The organism is Lachnoclostridium phocaeense, from assembly GCF_959599685.1.
Taxonomy (GTDB): domain Bacteria; phylum Bacillota; class Clostridia; order Lachnospirales; family Lachnospiraceae; genus Claveliimonas; species Claveliimonas monacensis.
The window spans coordinates 1-23,723 of sequence record NZ_CAUGIN010000040.1; the positions used below are offsets into that span (position 1 = coordinate 1).

Annotated in this window: 25 protein-coding genes, 1 tRNA gene, 1 pseudogene and 1 riboswitch; of the genes and pseudogenes, 20 read left to right on the forward strand and 7 right to left on the reverse strand. The window is 48.3% G+C overall.

All coding sequences use genetic code 11. The annotated features are described in order from the left end of the window. Positions 1–70: 70 nt before the first annotated feature. Positions 71–1,222, reverse strand: a pseudogene (locus Q5911_RS15040) (IS91 family transposase). 223 nt (positions 1,223–1,445) lie between these two features. Between Q5911_RS15040 and Q5911_RS13580 the strand changes: the two are divergent. Genes Q5911_RS13580 through Q5911_RS13590 form a run of 3 tightly spaced genes read left to right on the forward strand, consistent with a single transcriptional unit; the run spans position 1,446 to position 3,907 of the window. Continuing rightward, entirely contained in the window at positions 1,446–2,735 is a 1,290-nt protein-coding gene (locus Q5911_RS13580; RefSeq protein ID WP_303183573.1) for a Y-family DNA polymerase, read from the forward strand. A gap of 17 nt (positions 2,736–2,752) precedes the next feature. Further along, positions 2,753–3,127 (forward strand): YolD-like family protein, encoded by a 375-nt coding sequence (locus Q5911_RS13585; protein ID WP_331592708.1) that lies wholly within the window; start codon positions 2,753–2,755, stop codon positions 3,125–3,127. 36 nt (positions 3,128–3,163) lie between these two features. After that, positions 3,164–3,907 (forward strand): DUF6198 family protein, encoded by a 744-nt coding sequence (locus Q5911_RS13590; protein ID WP_303183575.1) that lies wholly within the window; start codon positions 3,164–3,166, stop codon positions 3,905–3,907. Between the two features lie 61 nt (positions 3,908–3,968). Here Q5911_RS13590 and Q5911_RS13595 read toward each other — a convergent pair whose 3' ends face one another. Then, positions 3,969–4,298: a DUF6465 family protein gene (locus Q5911_RS13595; RefSeq protein ID WP_303183576.1), complete on the reverse strand. Its 330-nt coding sequence runs from the start codon at positions 4,296–4,298 to the stop codon at positions 3,969–3,971. Between the two features lie 120 nt (positions 4,299–4,418). Beyond that, on the reverse strand, positions 4,419–5,840 hold the full coding sequence (locus tag Q5911_RS13600; protein WP_281725647.1) for an MATE family efflux transporter: 1,422 nt from the start codon (positions 5,838–5,840) through the stop codon (positions 4,419–4,421). Positions 5,841–5,924: 84 nt separating this feature from the next. Here Q5911_RS13600 and Q5911_RS13605 point away from each other — a divergent pair, with 84 nt between their 5' ends. Continuing rightward, complete coding sequence (locus tag Q5911_RS13605; RefSeq protein ID WP_303183580.1) at positions 5,925–6,761, forward strand: MerR family transcriptional regulator; 837 nt, start codon at positions 5,925–5,927, stop codon at positions 6,759–6,761. Here the strand turns inward: Q5911_RS13605 and Q5911_RS13610 are convergent. After that, positions 6,742–7,371: a TMEM164 family acyltransferase gene (locus Q5911_RS13610; RefSeq protein ID WP_303183582.1), complete on the reverse strand. Its 630-nt coding sequence runs from the start codon at positions 7,369–7,371 to the stop codon at positions 6,742–6,744. The two genes, Q5911_RS13605 and Q5911_RS13610, sit on opposite strands and share 20 nt — an antisense overlap. 145 nt (positions 7,372–7,516) lie before the next feature. Between Q5911_RS13610 and Q5911_RS13615 the strand changes: the two genes are divergently transcribed. Next, positions 7,517–8,413 carry a DMT family transporter gene (locus tag Q5911_RS13615; RefSeq protein WP_076778532.1) on the forward strand — a complete coding sequence of 299 codons (897 nt, stop codon included), beginning with the start codon at positions 7,517–7,519 and terminating at the stop codon, positions 8,411–8,413. Positions 8,414–8,594: 181 nt separating this feature from the next. Continuing rightward, positions 8,595–9,101 (forward strand): CarD family transcriptional regulator, encoded by a 507-nt coding sequence (locus tag Q5911_RS13620; RefSeq protein WP_303183584.1) that lies wholly within the window; start codon positions 8,595–8,597, stop codon positions 9,099–9,101. Between the two features lie 200 nt (positions 9,102–9,301). Here the strand turns inward: Q5911_RS13620 and Q5911_RS13625 are convergent, their stop codons facing one another. Continuing rightward, the gene (locus Q5911_RS13625) at positions 9,302–10,477 is read right to left on the reverse strand and encodes an IS110 family transposase (RefSeq protein WP_303183586.1); all 1,176 of its coding nucleotides are present in this window, start codon (positions 10,475–10,477) and stop codon (positions 9,302–9,304) included. Positions 10,478–10,736: 259 nt separating this feature from the next. On the opposite strand from Q5911_RS13625, the gene dtd reads away from it, so the two are divergent. The 4 genes from dtd (at position 10,737) to Q5911_RS13645 (ending at position 15,549) form a co-directional block, all read left to right on the forward strand. Continuing rightward, positions 10,737–11,183, forward strand: coding sequence for a D-aminoacyl-tRNA deacylase (gene dtd / locus Q5911_RS13630; protein WP_076778528.1), 447 nt, complete (start codon positions 10,737–10,739; stop codon positions 11,181–11,183). A 134-nt stretch (positions 11,184–11,317) separates the two neighbouring features. Further along, positions 11,318–11,932, forward strand: a complete 615-nt coding sequence (locus Q5911_RS13635; RefSeq protein ID WP_076780972.1) for a TetR/AcrR family transcriptional regulator — start codon at positions 11,318–11,320, stop codon at positions 11,930–11,932. A gap of 109 nt (positions 11,933–12,041) precedes the next feature. Continuing rightward, positions 12,042–13,811: an ABC transporter ATP-binding protein gene (locus tag Q5911_RS13640; RefSeq protein WP_303183589.1), complete on the forward strand. Its 1,770-nt coding sequence runs from the start codon at positions 12,042–12,044 to the stop codon at positions 13,809–13,811. Positions 13,812–13,815: 4 nt separating this feature from the next. Then, positions 13,816–15,549, forward strand: coding sequence for an ABC transporter ATP-binding protein (locus Q5911_RS13645; protein WP_303183591.1), 1,734 nt, complete (start codon positions 13,816–13,818; stop codon positions 15,547–15,549). Between the two features lie 126 nt (positions 15,550–15,675). Here Q5911_RS13645 and dapB read toward each other — a convergent pair whose 3' ends face one another. Continuing rightward, positions 15,676–16,476, reverse strand: coding sequence for a 4-hydroxy-tetrahydrodipicolinate reductase (gene dapB, locus Q5911_RS13650; protein ID WP_303183593.1), 801 nt, complete (start codon positions 16,474–16,476; stop codon positions 15,676–15,678). 197 nt (positions 16,477–16,673) lie between these two features. Here dapB and Q5911_RS13655 point away from each other — a divergent pair. After that, a tRNA-Pro gene (locus Q5911_RS13655) sits at positions 16,674–16,748 on the forward strand. Positions 16,749–16,878: 130 nt separating this feature from the next. After that, positions 16,879–17,030: riboswitch (FMN riboswitch) on the forward strand. 128 nt (positions 17,031–17,158) lie between these two features. Then, positions 17,159–17,788, forward strand: coding sequence for an ECF transporter S component (locus Q5911_RS13660; RefSeq protein WP_303183595.1), 630 nt, complete (start codon positions 17,159–17,161; stop codon positions 17,786–17,788). Positions 17,789–17,860: 72 nt separating this feature from the next. On the opposite strand, the gene Q5911_RS13665 is transcribed toward Q5911_RS13660, so the two are convergent. Further along, positions 17,861–18,223, reverse strand: a complete 363-nt coding sequence (locus tag Q5911_RS13665) for a VOC family protein (protein ID WP_226394196.1) — start codon at positions 18,221–18,223, stop codon at positions 17,861–17,863. A gap of 124 nt (positions 18,224–18,347) precedes the next feature. Here Q5911_RS13665 and Q5911_RS13670 point away from each other — a divergent pair, with 124 nt between their 5' ends. From Q5911_RS13670 to ispD, 8 genes are all read left to right on the forward strand, one after another. After that, complete coding sequence (locus Q5911_RS13670) at positions 18,348–18,875, forward strand: YcxB family protein (RefSeq protein WP_303183597.1); 528 nt, start codon at positions 18,348–18,350, stop codon at positions 18,873–18,875. Positions 18,876–18,880: 5 nt separating this feature from the next. Continuing rightward, positions 18,881–19,318, forward strand: a complete 438-nt coding sequence (gene tsaE / locus Q5911_RS13675) for a tRNA (adenosine(37)-N6)-threonylcarbamoyltransferase complex ATPase subunit type 1 TsaE (protein WP_226394194.1) — start codon at positions 18,881–18,883, stop codon at positions 19,316–19,318. A 25-nt stretch (positions 19,319–19,343) separates the two neighbouring features. Next, on the forward strand, positions 19,344–20,048 hold the full coding sequence (tsaB, locus tag Q5911_RS13680; RefSeq protein ID WP_303183599.1) for a tRNA (adenosine(37)-N6)-threonylcarbamoyltransferase complex dimerization subunit type 1 TsaB: 705 nt from the start codon (positions 19,344–19,346) through the stop codon (positions 20,046–20,048). A gap of 4 nt (positions 20,049–20,052) precedes the next feature. Then, positions 20,053–20,496 carry a ribosomal protein S18-alanine N-acetyltransferase gene (gene rimI / locus Q5911_RS13685; RefSeq protein WP_303183601.1) on the forward strand — a complete coding sequence of 148 codons (444 nt, stop codon included), beginning with the start codon at positions 20,053–20,055 and terminating at the stop codon, positions 20,494–20,496. Between the two features lie 106 nt (positions 20,497–20,602). Further along, a complete protein-coding gene (locus tag Q5911_RS13690) occupies positions 20,603–20,842 on the forward strand; it encodes a hypothetical protein (RefSeq protein ID WP_226394191.1) in 240 nt (79 codons plus the stop codon). Position 20,843: 1 nt separating this feature from the next. Continuing rightward, entirely contained in the window at positions 20,844–21,758 is a 915-nt protein-coding gene (locus Q5911_RS13695; RefSeq protein ID WP_076778505.1) for a ribonuclease Z, read from the forward strand. 18 nt (positions 21,759–21,776) lie between these two features. After that, a complete protein-coding gene (tsaD, locus tag Q5911_RS13700) occupies positions 21,777–22,805 on the forward strand; it encodes a tRNA (adenosine(37)-N6)-threonylcarbamoyltransferase complex transferase subunit TsaD (RefSeq protein ID WP_076778503.1) in 1,029 nt (342 codons plus the stop codon). A 1-nt stretch (position 22,806) separates the two neighbouring features. Beyond that, positions 22,807–23,550: a 2-C-methyl-D-erythritol 4-phosphate cytidylyltransferase gene (gene ispD, locus Q5911_RS13705; protein ID WP_331592721.1), complete on the forward strand. Its 744-nt coding sequence runs from the start codon at positions 22,807–22,809 to the stop codon at positions 23,548–23,550. Positions 23,551–23,723: the final 173 nt, after the last annotated feature.

A 23,723-nucleotide genomic window follows, 5' to 3' on the forward strand; every position in this document is an offset into this window, starting at 1 on the left:
TTTGCGCAGTTCCTCGATATCTGGTTTCATGGTAAACATCCTCCTTTGAGAGGATTATATCATAACAGCACTATGCAGAGGAACGCATTCCACGAGATTTGGACATGGCTATCTCGTACATTTCTTCGAGGGATACGCGCTTATGGTTGTAATAGAGTTCCAGGAACTCCATTTTGTGATTACATTCAGGACAATACAGAGGATCATAACCGAAAGAAAGGAAAATAGAGGTCCTCCATTGAGTGAAGCTGCGGTATATCTTGTGTTTTTCTCTGGAAATGACGCGGTGCAGTTTTGAATCAATCTTACGGTGTCTTGCATACAGACCGCCATAGCGGATCATTTTAAAATGTTTTTCCGGAATGTGACGGATGAGACGTTTGATGAAATCTATGGCAGGTAAAGTCTCTTCCACATACTGCTCATCTTCGTGGCGGTTATAGTGGAAAGTAACGGTATCTCCATCATACCGATCGATCCTGGATGTGGCTATGACGGGCCTGCCAAGATAACGGCCAATGTATTTAGCAACTACTTTCGGATCGCAAAGATTGGGTTTTGCATAGACATAGAAGCCTTGTTTGTGTTGAGTGTAACATTGCGCTTTTACTTTTTTAAAAGAAGGTCCAATCCTGTCTTCCAGTTCATTGAGAAGGGCAGTGCGGAACGCATTACGGAGATAGTTGAAGTTAAAGTGTTTCACATGACGCCAGAAGCCGTCATCACTGTAACCACCTTCGGAAAGGATGCAGTGGATGTGAGGATTCCATTTGAGATCTCTGCCAAAAGTGTGGAGAACCATGATATAGCCGGGAGTGAAGTTCTTGGCATGGTTCAGATTGAAAAACATACGGGATATGACACTGGAGACGGAATGAAAGAGACAGTTGAGGAGAGAACGGTCCTGAAGGAAGAAGTTGCGGAGGTTTTCATCAATGGTAAAAACGCAATGGCGGTGTTGAACGCTGACGAGCTTAAAAGACATACTGGTAGTGCGTTCCATAGCATATTTGTTTCAGCAGGAAGGGCAAAAGCGGCTGTGACAACGAAAAGGAACAAACTTGAAATTACCACAGTGGGGGCAGGAGTACATGGCGCCGCCAAATGAGGGATCACCGCAGTTGAGCATCTTATCAATATTTTCCATCTCAGTTTTTCTGGGATGAAGAGTATATTTAATTTCTTCATAATGGTCTGCAAAGATTCTTTGTAAGATATTCATAAGTCCATTATGCAAGAAAAAGTAACAAAAGGGAACCCCTAACCCCTCATGATTGAGGGGCAGGGGGAGCTGAATAGGCGAAGCCTATTTTTTACGTGTCTGTACAGATTTTTGTGGCGGGTGGAAATTTGTCAGAAATCACCAGTTGAAAACCCAGGGCATCCCTGCTATAATCAAAACAGAACAAATGTTCGGTTGAATAGAAATCCAGGGAGGGAGAGCCATGATGGAAAGATCTGTCCGGACGGAAAGACAAAAGACATATGTGTGTATCGATCTAAAATCTTTTTATGCTTCCGTGGAATGCCGGGAGAGAGGCCTGGATCCTATGACCACGAACCTTGTGGTGGCAGATCCGGAAAGGACGGACCAGACCATCTGCCTGGCTGTTTCCCCTGCCATGAAAGCGCTGGGAGTGCCCGGAAGATGCCGGGTGTTTGAGATCCCAAAAGGGATCAGATATATCATGGCGCCGCCGAGGATGCAGCTTTACATCGACTGGTCTGCCCGGGTATATGGCATTTATCTGAAGTACATTTCAAAGGAGGATATCCATGTCTACAGTATTGACGAAGTGTTTATGGATGTGACACGGTATCTGGATATGTATCAGATGAGCGGTAAGGAACTGGGTGTAAAGATCATGGAAGATGTGTATGAAACGACGGGGATTACTGCCTCGGTGGGGGTGGGGACCAATCTCTATCTGGCCAAGATTGCCATGGATATCACAGCCAAGCATTCAGAAGGGCATGTGGAGGAGCTGGATGAAGAAAGCTACAGGATGCAGCTTTGGAGACACAGGCCTCTGACAGATTTCTGGCGGATCGGAAAGGGGATTGAGAGGAGGCTGTCCCAGTGCGGTCTCACCACCATGGAGGAGGTGGCCCATGCAGATGAAGGGATGCTCTACCGTATGTTCGGTGTTGATGCGGAGCTGCTCATTGACCATGCCTGGGGCAGAGAGAGTACGACCATGGAAGATATCAAAACCTACAGGCCGAAATCCAGTTCCGTTTCCAACGGACAGGTGCTGCCCAGGGACTACAGTTTTGAGGAAGGGAGGCTGGCGGCCAGAGAGATGGCAGACCTTCTCAGTCTGGAACTGGTGGAGAAGGGGCTGGTCACGGACTCGGTTACCCTTCATGTGGGATACTGCAGGAGAATAGAGAAAAAATCCGCCCATGGGACCGAGAACATGACACTGACGACAAGCTCTTCCCGGCAACTTATGGCCTGTACCGGGCGTCTTTATGACCGGATCGTGGATCGCCACACGCCGGTGCGCAGGATCAGCGTCACTTTTAACCATGTGGTGGATGAAGCCTGGCGGCAGTATGATCTCTTTACGGACCCGGCAGAGCTGGACAGGGAGCACAGGATGCAGAAAGTGCTGCTTGCGATCAAGGAAAAGTACGGGAAAAATGCAGTTGTAAGAGGTATGGATCTGCAGGAGGGCGCCACTACGATGGAGAGAAACTGCCAGATCGGAGGACATAAAAGCGGCGTGTAGAAAAGGGGGAAACCGGGGTGAAATGTACAGATGGAAGAGGCGGTATGAGCCGCCAGGAAAGAGCAAAGCAGTTTATGCCTTTTGCCGCTCTGAAAGGATATGAGGACGCGCTGAGGAGAAAAGAAAAGGTCACAGTGCCAAAGGCCCAGCTCTGTCCGGAACGGCAGGAGGAGCTGGATCGGATCCTCAGACAGATCCGGAGGAATGATATGGTGACGGCCGTGTATTTCCAGGAGGGGGAGTATGTGAAGCTGACGGGGATGGTGTCCCGTATAGACGGAACGGCAAGGATACTGAAGATCGTGGATACGAAGATTGATTTTGAGGATCTGTACGAGGTGGAGGTGCAGGAGGTCGACAGAGAATTTGACAGATCCTGTCAGAATCCGTAAAATAATATACCGGAACAAAAAGTAGGAGGGATTTATTTGAAAAAAGACAACAGAAGTATTCTGTTCCGTGTATTCTTTTACCTTCTGGGACTTCTCGTTCTGGCACTGGGACTTACGCTGAACACCAAGACCGGACTTGGCGTATCCCCCATCATTTCTGTGGCCTACAGTGTATCCACCATTTTCGATCATAACTTCGGCAACGTGACGCTTGGTCTGTACTGCATTTTTGTTCTGATCGAGATGATACTTCATCTGGTCCGCAGCAGGAGAGCGGCCAGAAAGGAAGGGGAGGCACTCGCCCATGCAAACAAAACAGACAGCAGGCTTGTACTTCTCATGGATGTACTACAGATACCGCTGAGCCTTGTGTTTACAAGATTTCTGAATGTGTTTTCGGCAGTGATCCCGGACCTTTACGGAGAGGGAAAGGTGACGGTCGGCCAGATGGCGCTGCGTGTGATGGTTCTTGTCCTTGCCGTCATACTGACAGGGATCGGGGCTGCCATGTCGCTGAATATGCGTATTATCCCGAATCCGGGAGACGGGATCGTGCAAGCTATAGCGGATTGTATCTACAGAAGTGTGGGATTTACAAAGAATTGCTTTGACCTTGTGAACATCACTGTCACAATCACAGTGAGTCTTATCTTTGCCGGGCATCTGGTGGGGATCGGCGTGGGAACGGTGCTGGCTGTGATCGGCGTCGGGAGGACGATTGCTGTGTTCAATCATTTTACATATGACCGGATGATCCGGCTGGCAGGGGTGGAAGTATAAAACTCCCGGCAGACGTCTGCGTTTTCAGATGTTTGTCGGGAGTCTTTTTCGTGCAGGAGTTTTACAGGGCGATCTTTCCAGTGGTTTCCTCGTTGATCACATAGTAGGCTGTCATCTCTTCCGGTTTGAGGTAAATGCGGATATTTTTCATATCCTCTGCCTTTTTGCCCATATCCTTTGTCCAGATATTTTTTACTTTTGCAATAATATCGTCAGTGCTGCACTCTGTTCCAAGATACTGAAGGTATACTTCTGTCTTCAGCTCTGCGGCGCCCTTTGGCGGATCCTGCAGGACACCGGCTCTTGTTTCAATTGCCTTGGTTGTGTCTTTTGTCGTAACGATGGATCTGGGTGCCTGACCTGTATGTGATATTCTGTTACTCTTTTTCATGACTGTTTACCTCCTTGGATCACATAATTGCATATGGCAGAATAGAATTCCTGTCTGTTACGCAATGTATTATACCGCTTTTTGAGGAAAAGGTCAAAAAATCCGGCATGACAAAAGTCGTCATGCGGCGTTCCGGCTATGAAAGCTTTTCCGGAGACGGCGATTTGTGTCGGCCTGGAACAGAAGGCAGACAAGGGAGGATACCCCTCCCGCGCACACAGGGGACAGCCAGATGCCGTCCAGTCCCAGAAAACGGGGAAGGATGAAAAGGAACAGAACAGGAAACACCAGAGTCTGTCCGGCGGCCGTTACAAGGGAGAAGACGGGGCGGTTCAGTGCAGTAAAAAAGGAACCGGATAAAATAGCGCACCAGGTAAACAGGTAAGACAGGGAAAACAGCCGCATCCCATGTACGCTCATGGCAATCAGTTCACTGTCTCCTTTTGCAAAAAGAGAAAGAAGTCCCTCCCCTCCGGTTTGCATGAAGAGCAGCACTGCCAGGGAAAGAAGCAGTCCTGCCACCAGAACCCGCCCTTCGATGGCACGGATCCGAGACGGGTTTCCTGCGCCGTAGTTGTAGCTGATGGAGGGTTGAAGGGCATCGCCCATACCAAAAAGCAAAGCCTTTACTACGCTGTCCACATACATAATGATACTGAAGGACGCCACTGCCATATATCCGCCCACAGACAGAAGGGCGGCGTTGAAAATGATCATACATACAGAGCCGGAAATGTTGTTGAAAAACTCCGAACTTCCGTTGGCGATGATGTTTCCAATGAGCCGTGGCCTGATCCACTTCCTTGTAAATCCAAGTGGCATTTTCCCTGCAAAAAAAGGAAGGAAGCAGATGATATTTCCGCACATGAGGCTCAGGCAGGAGGCCAGGGCAGCGGCTTCGATGCCCCATCCAAAGGCGCCGATAAAGAGCCAGTCCAGAAGGATGTTTGCCAGGGACATGCCTACATTCATAGCCATGCTGTAGTGGACCCGTCCGCAGATGCGCAGGTAATTATCCACTGCAAAAAAGTGCATGATCAGTACGGAGAAGACAGCGTAAACCCGCATGTAACGAACAGCCAGATCCGCTACCTCCCCTGTGGCACCAAGAAGCTGCACAAGGGGATAGGAGAAGGCGTAGGCCAGCGTTCCCATGACAAGAGCGGAAAGCAGGATAAGAAGGCAGGCAGTGGAAAAAATCCGGCTGGCCATTTTCTCATCCTTCCGGCCCAGCCAGATGGCAATCTGCACAGAAGAGCCAACCGCCACCATATCTGAAAAGGCGAAGCTGATCATGATCAGGGGCATGACCAGATTGATGGCGGCCAGGGCCTGGGCGCCGATGTAATATCCCACGAAGATCCCGTCAGCTATGGTATAGAGAGAAACCACGGCCATGCTGATCATATTGGGGATGGCACAGCGGAAAAAGAGCCGGGTGGGAGGCATTTCTTCAAACATCCGGTTGTGTCCGCCAGGTGTTTCCGTGAGTTCTGATGAATGATTTTGTGTTGTGTCAGTGTCTGTAATGATTGTATTCATACTTGTATTGTTCTCCTTCGTAGAGAATGGTAAACTATAGGGTAACACAATAGTCAAGGGGGAAATGAGGAGAACAGAGGCAGGATGAACAAAGAACCTTATATTACGACAGGGCAGTTTGCAAAATTGTGCGGTACGACAAAGGAGACTCTCTTCCACTATGACAGGACGGGCATTCTGAAACCGGCTTATGTGGGAGAAAATGGCTACCGGTATTACACGGCTGTTCAGTTTTATGATTTTGACCTGATCCAGACCATGAAATATACAGGCAGTTCCCTGGAAGATATACGGAAATGCTTTCAGAATTTTGATACAGGCTATTTTCTGGAAATTTTCCGGGAAAAGCAGTGCCAGATCCGGGAGAAACAAAAGGAACTGGAAGAGCTTTCTGTATTTATGGAAGAAATGATACAGATGACGGAAGAAGCCCTGGATGCCAGGTACGATGTCCCCAGAATTGAGCATGGTGAAAAAGAATATCTGCTGGTAACGGATTTTGCCTGCGCGGAGGGGGACAGTATCAACGCTTCTGCCAGGCTGTTGGGAGAGCACATACGAAAATGTGAAAACCACGGCATCCGGAACCACGCTTCTGTAGGCTCCATCATTTTAAAGGAAATGATGGAAGCGGAGGAAGAAAAGGAAAGCTATCTGTTTACAAAAATACCGGAAAGTATATATGAGAAAGGGCACTTCAGGGAGGAAGATCTATACGAGAAGCCGGAGGGGGATTTTGTTGTCATTATGCATAAAGGACCCTACGGTTCTGTGCGGGACAGCCTGGAAAAGCTGATGGAATTTATCAGAAAAGAACATCTTGCCATTGTCGGCGACTGCTATGTGTACGACATGCTCAGCTATCTTGCGGGAGCCGGGGAGGAGGATTATGTGGTGAAGATCAAAGTGCCCGTGAAGTAGAAAAACGCCAGAGAAAGTGAAAGATGGCGGCTCCCGCCAAGGTGGCACCTATATAGATGAAGATGCCTGCAGTATCCCCCAGGACAGCGGCAATGTCTGAGAATATTTTCTGGGTCATAGGGTAGTCCGGGTTGATATAGAACATATTGATAGTTCCCAGATGGTCCAGGGTCAGGTTAAGACCTGTGGCTGTAAGGCAGCAGGTAAGATACAGAGCGGCGGCTCCGGCGTAGTCACTCCAGCTGGAAGCAGCCTGGTCAGAGCGGGCTGCGGCCAGTCCCAGTATGATGAGCAGGATGTGCCATGCAAAGGAGTGGACGGTGAGAGGAAAATAGTCGTAGTGCATGCCGCTTGTGTCAAAGAAGGCAAAGATGCCGCCCAGCATGCCGAAATCCACCAGAAAAGCTGTGAGCACCTGCTGCACGCACCTGCTGCGGACCCAGGGCAGAAGGAGACACACGTACATGGGGATGCTGCAGAGTTGAAAGGGAAAATACCACCAGTTGTAATTCCCACCGCCAAGGAGGAAAGTCAGCGTGTACTGCTTCCACAGCTCTGATGCCAGCATCAATATACCGCTTGCCAAGAAAAAACGTCTGAACTTCAGCATAAAATCCTCCTGCTTTCCATCTGTCATGTACACCCGCATATTTTCTTTAGTATACACCATTTGAAAAAAATCATGAATATGCTATACTGAACGAGTTGTTGTAGTTAAGGAAATTTTTGATAAAGGAAGAACTAAAGGAGAATATATGAGGAGAAAAAATGCATTTATGCTGTTTCTGACAGCGTTTATATGGGGAACTGCCTTTGTCGCCCAGAGCGTGGGGATGGACTATCTGGGACCTTTCGGATTTAACGGAATCCGTTCTCTTATCGGCGGCGTGGCCCTGCTCCCCTGTATTTATATTCTGGGAAAGATTAATAAAAATTCCAACGAGAAGGGTGACGTGAAAACACTGGCGGCTGGAGGAATCTGCTGCGGACTGGCACTGTTTGCTGCCAGCAGTATGCAGCAGATCGGCATTCAGTACACTACGGCGGGCAAAGCAGGATTCATCACAGCGTTCTACATTGTCCTTGTGCCGGTGTTTGGCATATTTTTGGGAAAGAAGACAGGGTGGAAGATATGGCTTGCGGTGGCGCTTGCGCTTGCGGGACTGTACTTTCTCTGCATCACAGAGTCCTTCAGTGTGGGAAGAGGGGATATCTACGTATTCATAGGAGCGCTTCTGTTTACTGTCCATATTCTGGTCATTGACTATTTTGCTCCCAGGACAGACGGGGTGAAGATGTCCTGTATCCAGTTCTTTGTGGCTGGCATCCTGTCCATGTTTCCAATGGCGGCTTTTGAAACCACTACGGTGGAGGGGATCATGCGCAGCTGGGGGCCGCTTCTGTACGCGGGTGTTCTATCCTGCGGTGTGGCCTATACACTGCAGATCATCGGACAGAAGAATATGAATCCTACAGTGGCTTCGCTGATCCTGAGCCTGGAGTCCTGCATTTCTGTCCTGGCCGGGTGGGCGATCCTTGGAGAACAGCTGTCAGTGAGAGAAGGAGTTGGCTGCATCTTGATGTTTGCGGCTATCGTACTGGCACAGATTCCTGAAAAACAGAGTAAAAATAGACAAACGGCAGCTCTGTAACACTCGCAAAAATGCCGAAAATAAAATATTTTCTGGAAAAGACTTACTTAAAATGGATTTGTCTGATAAAATAAAAGAAAGACAGAGATAAAAATCCGTCTACCACATCTGTGGATAGGCGGATTTTTATGTAATGGTATTTTGGGGAATACTCTCTAATATGGAAGAAAGGAGAATGGGAATGTTTGAGACAGGAGCGTATATTGTCTGCGGACAGCACGGTGTGTGCAGAGTGGAAGGTATAGGTCCTATCCGCCTGGAGGAAGCGTCTGCCGGGAAGGATTACTATACACTGTCCCCCCTGTATTCAAAGGGAGGCGTGATCTATGTGCCGGCAGACAGTGAAAAGATCATTATGCGGTATGTGATCTCCCGGCATGAAGCAGAACAGCTGATCGGTGAGATTGACGGGATGGATATGATCCAGATCGATAATGAGCGGCAGAGGGAAGAAACTTTGAAAAGAGCGCTGAAAACCTGTGACACGAGACAGTGGGTGCGGGTGATCAAAACAATTAATGTCCGCAAGGAGAAGAGGCTGGCCCAGGGGAAAAAAGTGACCGCAGGTGATGAGCGCTGTCTTCACGCTGCCCAGGAAAATCTTTTTGGAGAGCTTGCTGTTTCGCTGGGGATAGAAAAAAATGAGGTGGAGTCTTATATACGGAAGAAGCGGGAAGAACAGAAATAAAGATTGTATTGACATTTTCCTCCTGTTCGTGGATGATAGAAGATAACGAAAAGACTAACTATTAAAAGTCAAGTCTGAAATGAAGATTTTATGAATGAATTGCGGGAACGCATTTCAGATATCGTTGTACCTTGAAAATCGCATGACAAACAGAGCATCGTATACCGGTGCTCAAAAGAAATGTTATAGAACAGAAAAGGTTATGCCATTTTTATGTAAGGCTTGCCGGACTTTTCCATTGCGTAAATCAATCGTACAAGTTTTTTGGTGGCGTGTGTAATGGCAACGTTGTAGTGTTTTCCTTCAGAAATCTTCTTCTGGAGGTATGCACCGAATGTTTCATCCCAGTGGCAGACATATTTGGCTGCATTGATCAAAGCATACCGTAGATAGCGTGAGCCTCGTTTTTCCATATGGGAATAAGAGGATTCCATCTGCCCGGATTGATAGGTGGAAGGGGAAGCCCCGGCATATGCCAGGATCTTATCCGGTGAATCAAAGCGGGAGAAATCCCCGATTTCAGCCAGGATCATGGCACCCATACGGTAGCCTATTCCTGGAATGGTCAGGATCGGGGAAGGGATCTGATCCATGATCCGTTTGATCTCGGATTCGATTTCCGTGATTTCAGAGTCCAGTTCACCGATCAGTCGGAGTGTGTGCCTTAATTCCAGAGACTTGGCAGGCATGTTAGAGCCGATGGAGACTCTGGCTGCCTCCCGTATTTCAATCGCTCTCTCCCTGCTGTAACGGCCCTTCGAGGCATTTTCCAACAGCTTCGTCAGGTGTGTCAGATGGCAGGATGCAATCTCTCTGGCAGAAGGGAGTTCGGAAAGGAGGGCGTACACAGAAGCCAAGTGTAGTGACGGAACAAGCTTTTCCAATTCAGGGAAGAGGATGGTGACAAGTCTGGAAACAGATTGTTTGAGTTGAGCGCGTTCCTGAACTTTATCAAAACGGTAACGGGTGAGTGACTTTAACTCCTCGTTGTGGTAAGATGTGTCTGAGTAGGACTTCAAGTTTACATCAGACATAAGCATCATAGCAATGGTTCGGGCATCGACCTTATCCGTCTTCGTCTTTCTAAGGCTGAGGCTTTTTCTGTAAAGATTTGTGTGGAGCGGATTGATGACGAAGGTGGGGAGACCTTTGTCAATGAGATAACCGAGCAGGTTGTAAGAGTAGTGTCCGGTGGCTTCCAGTCCTACTTTTATATTGAACACATCTGAAGAAATGGATTGGATCTTGGAAAAAAGGTCGTCAAATCCATTTCGGTTATTCTGAATGGTGAAAACAGGAAAGAGGACTTCCCCATCTGAGTTCGTGATAAAGCAGTCATGCTTATCCTTAGCAACATCAATTCCAATGTAGATCATAAGAACACTCCTTAGTAATAGATTTAGATACTGTTTAGGACCACAGAACTCTCTGCGCTTGTAACCTCGTTCTAAATAAACCGTCATGCGGTATCTAACTGATTAACAACGATACAAAGAGACTGTGGTTGGAGCCTTTCCGTAACCATCAAGTGGTAGGAGGAATGAACCAATCCACAGTATCTCCAAACAGTATAGCATACAGACCTTGGAGAGGGTCTATAAACACTACTACTATATAATACGAGGAGGAAATATTATGCGTTTTGTTATACAGAGAGTCACAAATGCGGATGTGAAGGTGGATGGTCAGACGATCGGTGAGATTGGAAAAGGTTTTATGGTGCTGATCGGTGTGTCAGACAGCGACACAAAGGAAATTGCAGATAAGATGGTAAAGAAGATGCTGGGGCTTCGAATCTTTGAGGATGAGAATGGAAAGACAAATCTTTCTCTGGATACAGTGGGAGGAAGTTTGCTTCTTATTTCCCAGTTTACCTTGTATGCCAACTGTAAAAAAGGCAACCGTCCCAGTTTTATTGAGGCGGGAGAACCTGCCATGGCAGAGGAGATGTATGAGTATATTATCGCGAAGTGTAAAGAGACGGTGCCGGTAGTGCAGAAAGGAAGTTTTGGGGCGGATATGAAGGTAAGTCTTACGAATGACGGACCTTTCACTATCATTCTTGATTCGGAGACTTTGTAATTTGTGGTAAGAAATAAAAAACTCTATGTCAATGGTTTTGGCCATCTGCATAGAGTTTTCTTCTTGACAATGTCTTTTTTATAGATTACAATATAACAGTGATATATAACATTGTTATAAGGAGGGCGAATACAATAGACGGAAACTTGACAACTTTGGAACGCATTCATCAGGCGGCAAAAGCAGAGTTTTTGGAAAAAGGTTATAAAGATGCTTCCCTGCGAAACATTGTCAAGTCGGTAGGCATGACTACCGGGGCCTTTTATGGGTATTACAAAAGTAAAGCAGAACTGTTTGAAGCGCTGGTAGGTAAACATTACGAATATATTCTTACCTGCTTCAGGAAGGCACAGCAGGAATTTGCCGGGCTTCCACAAGAACAGCAGCCAGAAGTTATGGGCGATATTTCCGGGATGTGCATGTTTGAGATGCTTCACTATGCCTATGCACATCTGGAAGAATGTAAACTTATCCTTTGCTGTTCAGAAGGGACAAAATTTTCCGGTCTGATTGATGAAATGGTGGAAATTGAAGTGGAAGCAACACATTCCTATCAGAAGGTTCTGGAGGAACTTGGACGTCCTTCACCTAAGATCGACCCTGCATTAGAGCATATTCTGATCACTGGTATGTTTCATACTTTTTTTGAGCTGGTAATTCATGAAATGCGGCTGGATGACGCAGAAAACTATGTAAAGGAGATGCGCGCTTTTTATACAGCCGGATGGATGAAAATTATGGGGCAGTAACGCCCTGTAATTTTTGACCAATAGTTAGCTATAACTAACCAATGCGGATATAAGAAGAACACAGTATGTGTTCTCTGTATCATAAATCAATAAAAAGGAGGGATTTTTTTTGAAAAAGCAATCCAATCTGTCTCGCCTGCTCCAAATCGCAGGTAACCACAAATACCTGATCTATGCTTCGTGGGCACTGTCAGCCATTAGTGCCTTCATTGCGCTGGTACCCTTTTATTATATCTGGAAAGTGATCCGGGACGTGCTGGAGATCGCTCCGGACTTCAGCCGGGCGCAGAATCTGACTCATAATGGCTGGATGGCAGTGCTGTTTTCGGTCATTTCCGTGCTTATCTACATAGCGGGACTGATGTGCTCCCACAAGGGTGCATTTCGCATTGCCACTAACCTGCGGCTACAGACCATGGAACATATTATCAAGCTGCCGCCTGGGTTTGCAGAAAGCTTTGGCAGTGGTAAACTACGCAAAATTGTCAATGAATCCAGCGCTGCTACAGAAACCTATCTTGCCCATCAGCTTCCCGACCGGGCCAATGCGACTGCGACGCCCTGTGGACTTCTGGTATTGCTGCTGGTGTTCGACTGGCGTCTCGGTCTCCTGAGCCTTGTCCCGGTGGTTCTGGGGTTTTTGATTATGATGGCAATGACCGGGCAGCAGATGCAGGAAAAAATGAAAGAGTACCAGAATGCGCTGGATGATATGTCCAACGAGGCGGTGGAATATGTCCGGGGTATTCCGGTAGTTAAAACCTTTGGCCAGACAATTTTCTCCTTCAAAAAATTCAAGGAATCGATTGAGCGTTACAAAATATGGGTGATCGCCTATACTAAACAGCTACGAATGCCTATGATGCTTTATACAGCAGCCATTAACGGGGTTTTTGCCATGCTGATCGCGGGTGGTCTGCTGTTTACACAAAACGGAGTAACGACAGAATTCCTGCTGGACTTGATTTTCTATATTATCATTACGCCAGTTATCTCTGTCACACTGACACGCATTATGTTCCAAAGCGAAAATGCCATGATTGTAAACGATGCGTTACAGAGAATCGACAGCGTTTTAAATCTGAAGCCATTAGAGGAAGCAGAGCACCCCGGACACCCGGAAGATGCTTCCGTGGAACTGCGAGATATCCATTTCAGCTATGATGGAAAAACAGAGGTGTTGAAAGGCATTTCCATTACCATTCCCCAGGGGCAGACCGTAGCCTTTGTCGGACCATCCGGCGGCGGTAAAACTACGCTTGCCAATCTGATCCCGCGTTTCTTTGATCCGCAGAGCGGCAGTATAAAAATTGGCGGAGTCGATGTGAAAGAGATTGGAAAAGAGGAACTGATGGACACTGTTTCCTTTGTGTTTCAGAACAGCCGTCTTATCAAAGCCTCCATTCTGGAAAATGTGCGTATGGGCAGACGCGACGCAACCCGGGAAGAAATCCTCGCTGCGCTTCACAATGCTCAGTGTGATGATATTCTTGAAAAACTGCCTCAAGGAGTGGACACTGTAATTGGTACAAAGGGTGTCTATCTCTCTGGCGGCGAGCAGCAACGAATTGCCATCGCCCGTACCATGCTGAAAAACGCGCCGATCATTATTTTAGATGAAGCAACGGCTTTTGCTGATCCGGATAATGAAACGCGGGTACAGGCTGCTTTTTCAAAGCTTTCCGAAGGAAAGACAGTTATTATGATTGCACACCGGCTCTCCACTGTAGTGGGTGCGGATAAAATCTATGTGATTTGTGACGGGCGGATTGCCGAGAGTGGCACCAGCCGCGATTTGCTGGCGCAGAATGGTATCTTCAGCCGGATGTGGCAGAACTATCAGACTTCCGTTCATTGGAAGGTTGCAAAGGAGGTATAACCAGATGATAAAACGACTACAAAAACGATATGCGCTCTCCGAACAGGGAGCAAAGGATCTGGTAAAAGGCTGTCTGGCCTGCGTTATGCAGAATCTTTCCTTTATGTTCCCGGTGGGATTGCTGTTCTACTTTGTGAGGGATCTGCTAAACGGCGGCGTTCCCGGAGAAAAAATCGCATTTTACGTGATTGGATGTGTGGCGTGTATCGGTTTGATTTTGTTTACCACTTACATTCAGTATAATGCCACCTACTTTGCTACTTATACAGAGAGCGGTGTGCGGCGTATTACGCTGGCAGAACAGCTGCGGAAGATCCCGCTGTCCTTTTTTGGTAAAAAGGATCTGGCTGATCTCACCAGCACAATTATGGCGGACTGCACTTTTCTGGAGCAGAGTTTTTCTCACTTCATTCCCGAATTGGCAGGCTCCATCATCTCCACAATTCTCATTTCCATCAGTCTGTTCATTTTTGACTGGCGCATGGCACTGGCAGCGCTCTGGGTCACGCCTGTGGCTTTTGCTATCGTAGGTTTTTCTGCGAAAGTGCAGGAAAAACTCAATCAAAAAGCCATGGACGTCAGGATTACCTGTGCTGATGGGATTCAGGAGTGTATCGAGACAGTGCGGGACTTGAAAGCCAATAATGCCGAGGCGGAATACATGAAGGGACTGGGAAAGAAAATCCGTGCAGTGGAACGCCGCTCTATCCTAAACGAATTCGGACTTGCTGCCTTTGTGGTTTCCGCATCATTAGTATTGAAAACAGGGATTGCCACGGTTGCGCTGGCTGGTTCTGTGCTGTTGATTCAAGACGGTCTGGATGTGATCACTTTTTTCCTGTTTTTACTGGTCGTATCACGGCTTTATGATCCGTTGCAAGGCGCGCTTCAAAATCTGGCGGCGGTAATCAGCACACGTACCAATATTGCCCGTATGAATGAAATCCTTGATCATCCCATTCAGCAGGGAGATACCCGGCTTTCCAACAAAGGTTTTGATATAGTCTTTGACCATGTGAGCTTTGCCTATAACACTGGAGAAACGGTTCTGAAAGATGTTTCTTTTACTGCGAAGCAGGGTGAGGTTACAGCTCTGGTAGGGCCATCCGGCGGCGGGAAAACGACGGTTTCCCGACTGGCAGCAAGGTTCTGGGATGTGAGCCGGGGCAGAATTACTGTGGGAGGTATGGATATTTCCAAAACAGATCCGGAAACACTGTTGTCCCTGTTTTCCATAGTATTTCAAGACGTGACTTTATTCGACAATACTATTTTGGAAAATATACGGATTGGAAATAAGGAAGCTACCGACGAGCAGGTGATGGCGGCGGCAAGACTGGCCAATGTGGACGAATTTGCAGAAAAACTGCCTGATGGGTGGAATACCAATATCGGGGAGAACGGCTGTGAGCTTTCCGGAGGGGAACGGCAGCGTATTTCCATTGCTCGGGCCTTTTTGAAAAATGCTCCGATTATTCTTTTGGACGAGGCCACCGCTTCACTGGATGTAGAAAATGAAACATTGATTCAGACAGCACTTTCCAGACTGATTGAAGATAAGACTGTACTGGTGATTGCTCACAGGATGCGCACGGTGGCAGGCGCAGACAAAATTGTGGTACTCTCGGAAGGTGTTGTGGCGGAGGAAGGCGCGCCAGAAGAATTGAAGGAGAAAAACGGTCTTTACGCCCGCATGGTGAAATTGCAGACAGAAAGCCAGAACTGGAGACTGGCGTAAATAGGAGTTTGCCGTCTGGTTCCGGGGGGATTCCGGCAGGCAGACTGGGGAAATCTTCTCTCTGCTCCTCCGGTCCTCCCCTTTTTCTCCAATATTCCCGACTGAAAAGACGGCGTGGTGCTTAAGTTAAGACAGATGCAGTACATCCTGGATGGTGTACCAGCCGGGAGCCTTATCTGCCAGAAATACGCCGCAGTCCACGGCTCCTCTGGCAAAGCATTCCCAGTTGTAGGAGTGATGGGTGATCTCAAGGCGCTCTCCCATGAAACCAAAATACACCGTGTGGCTGCTTGGAATGTTTCCGGCCCTGAGAGAATGGTAGCCAATAGTCCCTTTTTCCCGGGGAGATGCGCCGTGGCGCCCGTAGACTGCAATGTCATCCAGCTCTTTTCCCATGGCATGTGCCATGATCTCTCCCATCTCTTTGGAGGTACCGCTGGGGGCATCTTTTTTCCACTGATCATGCATTTCCAGGATCTCAATATCTGCCTCATCTCCCACTGCGGTGGTCACGATCTCCAGCAGCTTATTCATAATGTTTACTAATTTGGAAGTGTTGGCTGCGTAGAGCATGGGGATGGAAGACGCGGCTTCCCTGAATTTTGCCATTTCCTCCGGTGAAAATCCGGTAGTGCCGCACACAAGTGCCTTTTTGTGGCGGACAGCGCTTTTAAGCACCTGCATCCCCATTTCTTTTGTGGAGAAGTCAATGATCACATCACAGCTGTCTATGACGGACTCCAGGTTATCCACTACGGACACTCCCAGCTGCCGGCCTGTCATGGCCACATCGCCCAGATCCTTTCCGATATAATCCCTTCCTGAAGGCCCTACTCCGGCGATCAGCTCGATGTCAGAGTGCTCTGCGGCGGCCTGTGTAATAAGCCTGCCCATTTTTCCCCTGGGTCCTGTTACAATTAATTTCATAATCCGGGGCTCCTTTCGCATAAGATTTTATAGATATTTTAGCATATTTGTCTGAAAACAGGGAATAGTATTTATAGAATGCAGGCAGATTTCAGGGTGAAGTAGATGGCAAAATAGAAAAATGTTATGAATTTCACGATTTATTAAAAAAACACTTGCAATTTGCGACAGACTTCGAGTATAATACTATCTGTGACCGGGGTATGGCTCAGTTTGGTTAGAGCGCGCGGCTGGGGGCCGCGAGGTCGCAGGTTCGAATCCTGTTACCCCGATTTTGAGACCAGTGCAGATGCACTGGTTTTTTGTATCCGGAATTCGCCGCATAAGAGAAAAAACAGTAAATCTTTTTTAGATGCTTGCAATCTGTATGAGAAAGAGGTATAGTATTTTCTGTAAAAGGAATAAAGTCTTCGGGGTCGGGTGAAAGTCCCAACCGGCGGTATAGTCCGCGACCCGTGAGCACACAGGTGCGCTGCAGAGCATGAAGTTGTGTAAACGGCTGATTTGGTGAAATTCCAAAACCGACAGTAAAGTCTGGATGAGAGAAGAACTATGCAATAGGATTGAGATGATTGATTTTCATGGCTCCGATATCATTTGTATCGGAGCTTTTTTTGTTGCATAATTCCAGGAAGATTTTCTTTCCTGCACAATATCTTATTCATCAAAGGAGAGAAAGAAAATGAGTACACAGGTTATGAACAACACAAATGTAAAAGCGGGAACAAAGATCCGCACCATCGTCCAGGTAGGTATGCTGGCGGCCATTGCGGTGGTCCTGATGCTTTTTGAGATCCCACTGCCCTTTGCGCCTTCGTTTTACGAGATCGATTTCAGCGAGGTGCCGGTGATGATCGGAACTTTTGCCATGGGACCTCTGGCAGGCGCAGCCATTGAACTTGTCAAGATTCTTCTGAACTTCTTTATCAATGGCACCACAACAGCGGGTGTGGGGGAGGTTGCCAACTTCCTCATTGGATGTGCCCTTGTAGTGCCGGCGGGGATCATTTACCGCAGAAAACGTACCAGAAAAGGAGCCATCATCGGCATGGCTGCAGGAACAGTCTTTATGACTCTGCTGGGATGTGTGCTCAATGCGTACGTGCTTCTTCCGACTTATGCGGCGGCTTTCCAGCTCCCTATAGACAGCCTGGTAGCCATGGGAACGGCTGTTAACGGAAGCATTACAGATCTGTTTACATTTGTTGCCTTTGCCGTAGCTCCGTTTAACATTCTCAAGGGAGTTCTGGTGTCGCTGATCGTATTTCTTATCTACAAGAAGATCAGCCCGGTGTTCCGTATGAACCATTAGGGAAACAGAAAAAGGTCCGGACTGCCTTTTGGGGCGGTCCGGACCTTTGTGATGTATAGACGCATGAAATACCTATGGACAGATCTCCAGCCAGTATCCGTCCGGATCAGAGATGAAGTAGATGCCCATAGCCTCGTTCTCGAAGCAGATGCAGCCCATTTCCTTGTGCAGTTCATGTGCCTTTTCGAAGTTATCTGTGTGGAAAGCAAGGTGGAATTCGTTGTCGCCCAGATTGTAGGGGCGGTCCATATCCCGAAGCCAGGTGAGCTCCAGAAGATGCGGGGTGACGCCGTCTCCAAGGTAGACGAGCTTGAAGCTTCCGTCCTCGGCTGTTGTCTCCCGGGTTACGGTAAGTCCCAGGGCTTTCTCGTAAAAATCCAGAGATTTTTCCAGATCATATACGTTGATATTGTTGTGATAAAATGAAAAATTCAATTTAAAATTCCTCCTTTTTCGCCTGGCTTTTTGCCTGCGGCAGTCTTTAAATAAGTATATCATGTGTAGCCGAAGAAAAAAAGATATGCTATAATGTTCCACATAGGTGTAAAGGAGAAGGGAAATGAAAGAGGAAAAGAAGGAGATCAAGGTCCGTATCACGCTTGATGCGGATGCTATATCAGAGTTTATGCTCTATCAGATTTACACAGGAGTTCCGGGTGTGGCTGTGCTGGTGCTGGGGGCGCTCAATGCGGGGCTGACAGTTGCTTTTGCAGTGCGGGGGCAATGGCTTATGACCGTAATCTTTGCTGTCTTTGCCCTGCTTCTTCTGTTCGGATTTCCGGCTGTGATCAAAAACAGAGTATCTACCCTTCAGGGGAAGAAGAAATTCATAAAACCTGTGGAATATATTTTTGATCAGAAAGGCATACAGACAGTGGCTGCTGACAAAGAAAAGACAGTGGCATGGGAGAATATGCGAAAAGCAGTCTCTAGAAAGCATATACTCATTCTCTATGATGACAAAAAGCATGCTATGGTACTGCCTGTCGCACAGCTTGGAGAGGAGTACGAAGCAGTAGTGGACATGATCTCGGCACATATACCGCCGGCGGGAGTGCACATCAGAAAAAGACAGGACAGGAGATAAAACAGATGGTGTTTGAGTCGAACAGTGAAAAGAATACCTTTGATCTGGGCTTCCAGATCGGCGAGAAGGCCAGACCGGGGGATGTCTATACTCTGGTGGGAGATCTGGGAGTGGGCAAGACCGTGTTCACAAAAGGCCTGGCAAAAGGGCTTGGCATAGAGGAACCTGTCAGCAGTCCCACCTTTACTATCGTGCAGATCTATGAGGAGGGCCGCATGCCTCTCTATCATTTTGACGTGTACCGGATCGGCGATGTGGAGGAAATGGATGAGATCGGGTACGAGGATTGTATTTACGGAGAAGGTGTAAGCCTGATAGAGTGGGCGGATCTGATAGAGGAGATCCTGCCGGAACATTATGTGGAAATAAAGATAGAAAAAGACCCGGGCCGGGGATTTGATTTCCGCAGGATTACTGTGGAAGAAAAAGGCCGTGATCAATAATCATACAGATAAGGAAGATGGACCGATGAGGATATTAGCACTGGACAGCTCCGGACTTGTGGCTTCAGCCGCAGTCGTGGAGGAAGATCAGACAATAGCAGAATATACAGCCAACTATAAGAAGACGCACTCCCAGACCCTCCTTCCCATGGTGGATGAGATAGCTGGGATGATCGAGTTGGACCTTGGAACGCTGGATGCCATTGCGGTGGCAGCTGGTCCCGGCTCCTTCACCGGGCTTCGGATCGGGTCGGCCACAGCGAAAGGACTGGGACTTGCTCTGGACATTCCGCTGATCCACATTCCCACGCTGGAGGGACTTGCCTATAATCTGTACGGCGTGTCAGAGATGGTCTGCCCTCTCATGGATGCCAGGAGGAAGCAGGTGTACACAGGAGTCTATTCTTTTCAGGGCGGATTTTCCACAGTTGTGGATCAGTGCGCCGTACCTGTGGTGGAGCTGGCAGACAGGCTGAATGAGCTGGGACAGGCAGTGATCTTCCTGGGAGATGGTGTTCCGGTATACAGGGATGTGCTGGATGAGGCCTTGTCTGTGCCCCACACATACGCTCCGGCTCACATGAACAGACAGCGGGCAGCTTCCGTGGGTGCGCTGGGGATAGAGTATTTCAAACAGGGAAGAACAGAGACGGCCGCACAGCATGCGCCGGACTATCTGCGCATGTCTCAGGCTGAACGGGAACGGGCGCAGCGAGAGAAGAAGGAGTAGGAAAATGCTTGTGATCAGGAAAATGAAAGAGAAGGATATCCCTGCTGTGGCCAGGCTTGAGGCGGAGATCTTTCCGGATCCATGGAGCGAGCAGGCCTTGATGGACAGCTACAGACAAAAGCAGACGCTGCTTCTGGCGGCATATGAAGACCGCCAGTTGATCGGCTATCTGATCATGTACTATGCCCTGGAAGACGGGGAGATCGCCCGGATCGCGGTGATCCCTCAGAAGAGAAGGCAGGGGGTAGGGGGCCGGCTTCTGCTGGAACTGGAAAATCTCTGCGAGGTAGGCGGCATCACGCGCCTTCTCCTGGATGTGCGGGAGAGTAATGTCCCTGCTATTTCCTTCTATACAGACTATGGTTTTGTACAGGATGGCATTCGGAGACGATACTATACCGATCCGGTGGAGGATGGAGTGCTGATGAGCCGGGACCTGGGGAAATAGCTGTAAGAGAAGGAAACAGTTCCCACTATGACAGGGCGGCTCAGCCATATATAATGTAGGCGTAACAGAAGAATAATCCTGCAAAATACCATTTAGGAGGAAATGTATGCGCCAGTATGAAGTGATAGAAACAAAAGAGACTCATAAAAAAGTTAAAAAAATAATCTGTAATAAATGTGGAAAGGAAATCCCCACAGAAAAGGGAGAACCAAGAGCGGACTTCCTCTCAGTGGAGAAGAGGTGGGGGTATTTTTCGGAGAAAGACAACCAGGTGGATTCTTTTGATCTCTGCGAAGAGTGCTACGACGCCTTTGTGGCCACATTTGTTATTCCAGTAGGAGAATAGAATGTTAGACGTATGTTTAGTTGGAACGGGAGGGATGATGCCCCTCCCTTATCGCTGGCTGACCGCTCTGATGGTCCGCTATAATGGAAGCAGCCTTCTCATCGACTGCGGGGAAGGCACCCAGATCGCTATCAAGGAGAAGGGGTGGAGCTTTAAGCCTATTGACGTGATCTGTTTTACTCATTATCACGGAGATCACATCAGCGGACTTCCCGGACTTTTGCTCACTATGGGGAATGCAGACAGAACCGAGCCCCTCACGCTGATCGGCCCCAAAGGCCTGGAGCGTGTGGTGAACGCTCTGCGCGTCATTGCCCCCGAGCTTCCTTTTAAGATCCAGTTTATGGAGATCACGGAGCCGGAGCAGACATTTGAGATGAACGGGTACCGCCTGAAGGCTTTCCGTGTCAATCACAATGTTCTCTGCTACGGGTATACCCTGGAAGTGGATCGGGCGGGAAAATTTGATGTGGCCCGGGCAGAAGCTGCCGGTATCCCTCAGCGTTGCTGGGGATTGCTCCAGAAGGGCGAGACGGTGGAGTATGAGGGGCGGACGCTGACACCGGATATGGTGCTTGGGCCTCCTAGAAAGGGATTGAAAGTTACCTACTGCACCGACACCCGGCCCACAGACTCCATAAGAAACAATGCCAGACATGCAGACCTCTTTATCTGTGAGGGGATGTACGGAGAGAAAGACAAACAGAAAAAAGCCAAAGAGTACAAGCATATGACGTTCTACGAGGCGGCCCGTCTTGCAAAAGAGGCGGAGGTGAAAGAGATGTGGTTGACACATTACAGCCCATCTCTGAATCATCCGGAGGAGTTTCTGGGAGATGTGAGAGAGATCTTTCCCAACACGGTGACAGCCAGGGACGGCAGAACGATGGAACTGGTATTTTCAGATGATAAATAAGAAGGCAGAGGCGGCAAAATGAACGAAAAGAAAGATATTCTTATTCTTGCGATAGAGAGTTCCTGCGATGAGACGGCGGCTGCTGTTGTCAGAAACGGCAGGGAGATTCTTTCGAATATTATTTATTCTCAGATCGATCTCCACACACTGTACGGCGGTGTCGTGCCCGAGATCGCGTCCAGGAAACACATTGAAAAGATCAATCAGGTGATAGAGAAGGCGCTGGCAGAAGCCGGTGTCTCCCTGCAAGACATAGACGCAGTAGGTGTAACCTACGGGCCCGGCCTTGTAGGTGCTCTTCTCGTGGGAGTGGCGGAAGCCAAGGCTATTGCCTATGCGGCCGGCAAACCTCTGGTGGGAGTGCATCATATTGAGGGGCATATTGCGGCCAATTTTATTGAGCACAGGGAATTGGAACCGCCTTTTCTCTGCCTGGTTGTTTCCGGGGGCCACACCCATCTTGTGCGTGTAAGAGATTACGGAAAATTTGATATTCTTGGGAGGACAAGAGACGATGCGGCGGGGGAGGCCTTTGACAAGGTGGCCCGGGCTATTGGACTTGGATACCCGGGAGGACCGAAGATTGATAAGGTGGCAAAAGAAGGGAATCCGGATGCTGTCCAGTTCCCAAGGGCTCACGTGGAGGACGCCCCCTATGATTTCAGCTTCAGCGGTGTGAAGTCAGCAGTTCTCAACTATATTAATGGATGCAAGATGAAAGGGGAAAGTTTCAGACAGGCAGATGTGGCTGCCTCTTTCCAGAAGGCAGTGACAGATGTGCTTGTGGGAAATGCCATGCATGCAGTGGAAGAATTTGGTGTGGATAAATTTGCCATTGCCGGAGGCGTGGCAGCTAACAGCGCCCTTCGCCAGGCAATGGCCCAGGCGTGTGAAGAAAGAGGAATAAAATTCTATTATCCCTCTCCTATCTACTGCACAGACAATGCGGCCATGATCGGCGTGGCTGCTTACTATGAGTATATCAATGGTACCCGGCATGGGTGGGATCTTAACGCGGTTCCCAATCTGAGGCTGGGTGAGAGGTAAAATGAAGATGTGTAAGAAACCGGAAAAGAAAAGATGCACCGCTATTCTGTTGGCGGGAGGGCAGGGGACCAGGATGGGAGCTAAGATACAGAAGCAGTATCTTCTGATCCAGAACCGTCCGGTTCTCTTTTACTCGCTCTATACGTTTGAAAAGTCAGAAGTGATCGACGATGTGATCCTGGTGGTTGGAGCCGGTCAGGTGGAGTATGTCAGAAAAGAATTTGTGGAAAAATATGATTTTACCAAGGTGACCTGCATTGTAGAGGGGGGCAGAGAACGGTATCATTCTGTCTGGGAAGGCCTGAAGGAAGTCCAGGCTGAAGGTGGTCTGGAAGAGCGGTACATTTTTATCCATGACAGCGCCAGACCATTTTTGACAGAGGAGATCATCCAGAGGGCTTACAACGATGTTGAGGCGCACAGCGCCTGTGTGGTGGGGGTCCCCAGCAAAGATACAGTCAAACTTGTGGATGAGAAGGCCTTTTCCAGGGAAACGCCTGATCGGAAGTTTGTGTGGATTATCCAGACCCCCCAGGTCTTTGATGCTTCTATTATTACAGAAGCATATGCCAGGATGATGTCCCGCGATACGATACAGGCCACAGACGATGCCATGGCAGTGGAAAACGAACTGCACATCCCTGTCCATATGACAGAAGGAAGCTTTGAAAACATAAAGATCACAACTCCGGAAGACCTGGAGATCGCAAAAGTCTTTGTAAGAAGGTGTTTCCCGGAGCTTTGACAGGAAAAACCAAAAAACTTAAAATTTTGTATTGACTCAGGAATTCCCGTGTGATAAAATAACCAATGTCGCTGAGAAAGCGGCATGAAAACAAACTATCGTGGAGAGGTATCGAAGTGGTCATAACGAGGCGGTCTTGAAAACCGTTTGTCCGAAAGGGCGCGTGGGTTCGA

What these genes read in the sequence shown, in the direction of transcription:
- Q5911_RS13580 (WP_303183573.1), top strand. Translation starts at nt 1,446, where the DNA reads ATGATGGAAAGATCTGTCCGGACGGAAAGACAAAAGACATATGTGTGT.
- Q5911_RS13595 (WP_303183576.1), bottom strand. Translation starts at nt 4,298, where the DNA reads ATGAAAAAGAGTAACAGAATATCACATACAGGTCAGGCACCCAGATCC.
- Q5911_RS13600 (WP_281725647.1), bottom strand. Translation starts at nt 5,840, where the DNA reads ATGAATACAATCATTACAGACACTGACACAACACAAAATCATTCATCA.
- Q5911_RS13605 (WP_303183580.1), top strand. Translation starts at nt 5,925, where the DNA reads ATGAACAAAGAACCTTATATTACGACAGGGCAGTTTGCAAAATTGTGC.
- Q5911_RS13610 (WP_303183582.1), bottom strand. Translation starts at nt 7,371, where the DNA reads ATGCTGAAGTTCAGACGTTTTTTCTTGGCAAGCGGTATATTGATGCTG.
- Q5911_RS13615 (WP_076778532.1), top strand. Translation starts at nt 7,517, where the DNA reads ATGAGGAGAAAAAATGCATTTATGCTGTTTCTGACAGCGTTTATATGG.
- Q5911_RS13620 (WP_303183584.1), top strand. Translation starts at nt 8,595, where the DNA reads ATGTTTGAGACAGGAGCGTATATTGTCTGCGGACAGCACGGTGTGTGC.
- Q5911_RS13625 (WP_303183586.1), bottom strand. Translation starts at nt 10,477, where the DNA reads ATGATCTACATTGGAATTGATGTTGCTAAGGATAAGCATGACTGCTTT.
- dtd (WP_076778528.1), top strand. Translation starts at nt 10,737, where the DNA reads ATGCGTTTTGTTATACAGAGAGTCACAAATGCGGATGTGAAGGTGGAT.
- Q5911_RS13645 (WP_303183591.1), top strand. Translation starts at nt 13,816, where the DNA reads ATGATAAAACGACTACAAAAACGATATGCGCTCTCCGAACAGGGAGCA.
- dapB (WP_303183593.1), bottom strand. Translation starts at nt 16,476, where the DNA reads ATGAAATTAATTGTAACAGGACCCAGGGGAAAAATGGGCAGGCTTATT.
- Q5911_RS13660 (WP_303183595.1), top strand. Translation starts at nt 17,159, where the DNA reads ATGAGTACACAGGTTATGAACAACACAAATGTAAAAGCGGGAACAAAG.
- Q5911_RS13670 (WP_303183597.1), top strand. Translation starts at nt 18,348, where the DNA reads ATGAAAGAGGAAAAGAAGGAGATCAAGGTCCGTATCACGCTTGATGCG.
- tsaE (WP_226394194.1), top strand. Translation starts at nt 18,881, where the DNA reads ATGGTGTTTGAGTCGAACAGTGAAAAGAATACCTTTGATCTGGGCTTC.
- tsaB (WP_303183599.1), top strand. Translation starts at nt 19,344, where the DNA reads ATGAGGATATTAGCACTGGACAGCTCCGGACTTGTGGCTTCAGCCGCA.
- rimI (WP_303183601.1), top strand. Translation starts at nt 20,053, where the DNA reads ATGCTTGTGATCAGGAAAATGAAAGAGAAGGATATCCCTGCTGTGGCC.
- Q5911_RS13690 (WP_226394191.1), top strand. Translation starts at nt 20,603, where the DNA reads ATGCGCCAGTATGAAGTGATAGAAACAAAAGAGACTCATAAAAAAGTT.
- Q5911_RS13695 (WP_076778505.1), top strand. Translation starts at nt 20,844, where the DNA reads ATGTTAGACGTATGTTTAGTTGGAACGGGAGGGATGATGCCCCTCCCT.
- tsaD (WP_076778503.1), top strand. Translation starts at nt 21,777, where the DNA reads ATGAACGAAAAGAAAGATATTCTTATTCTTGCGATAGAGAGTTCCTGC.
- ispD (WP_331592721.1), top strand. Translation starts at nt 22,807, where the DNA reads ATGAAGATGTGTAAGAAACCGGAAAAGAAAAGATGCACCGCTATTCTG.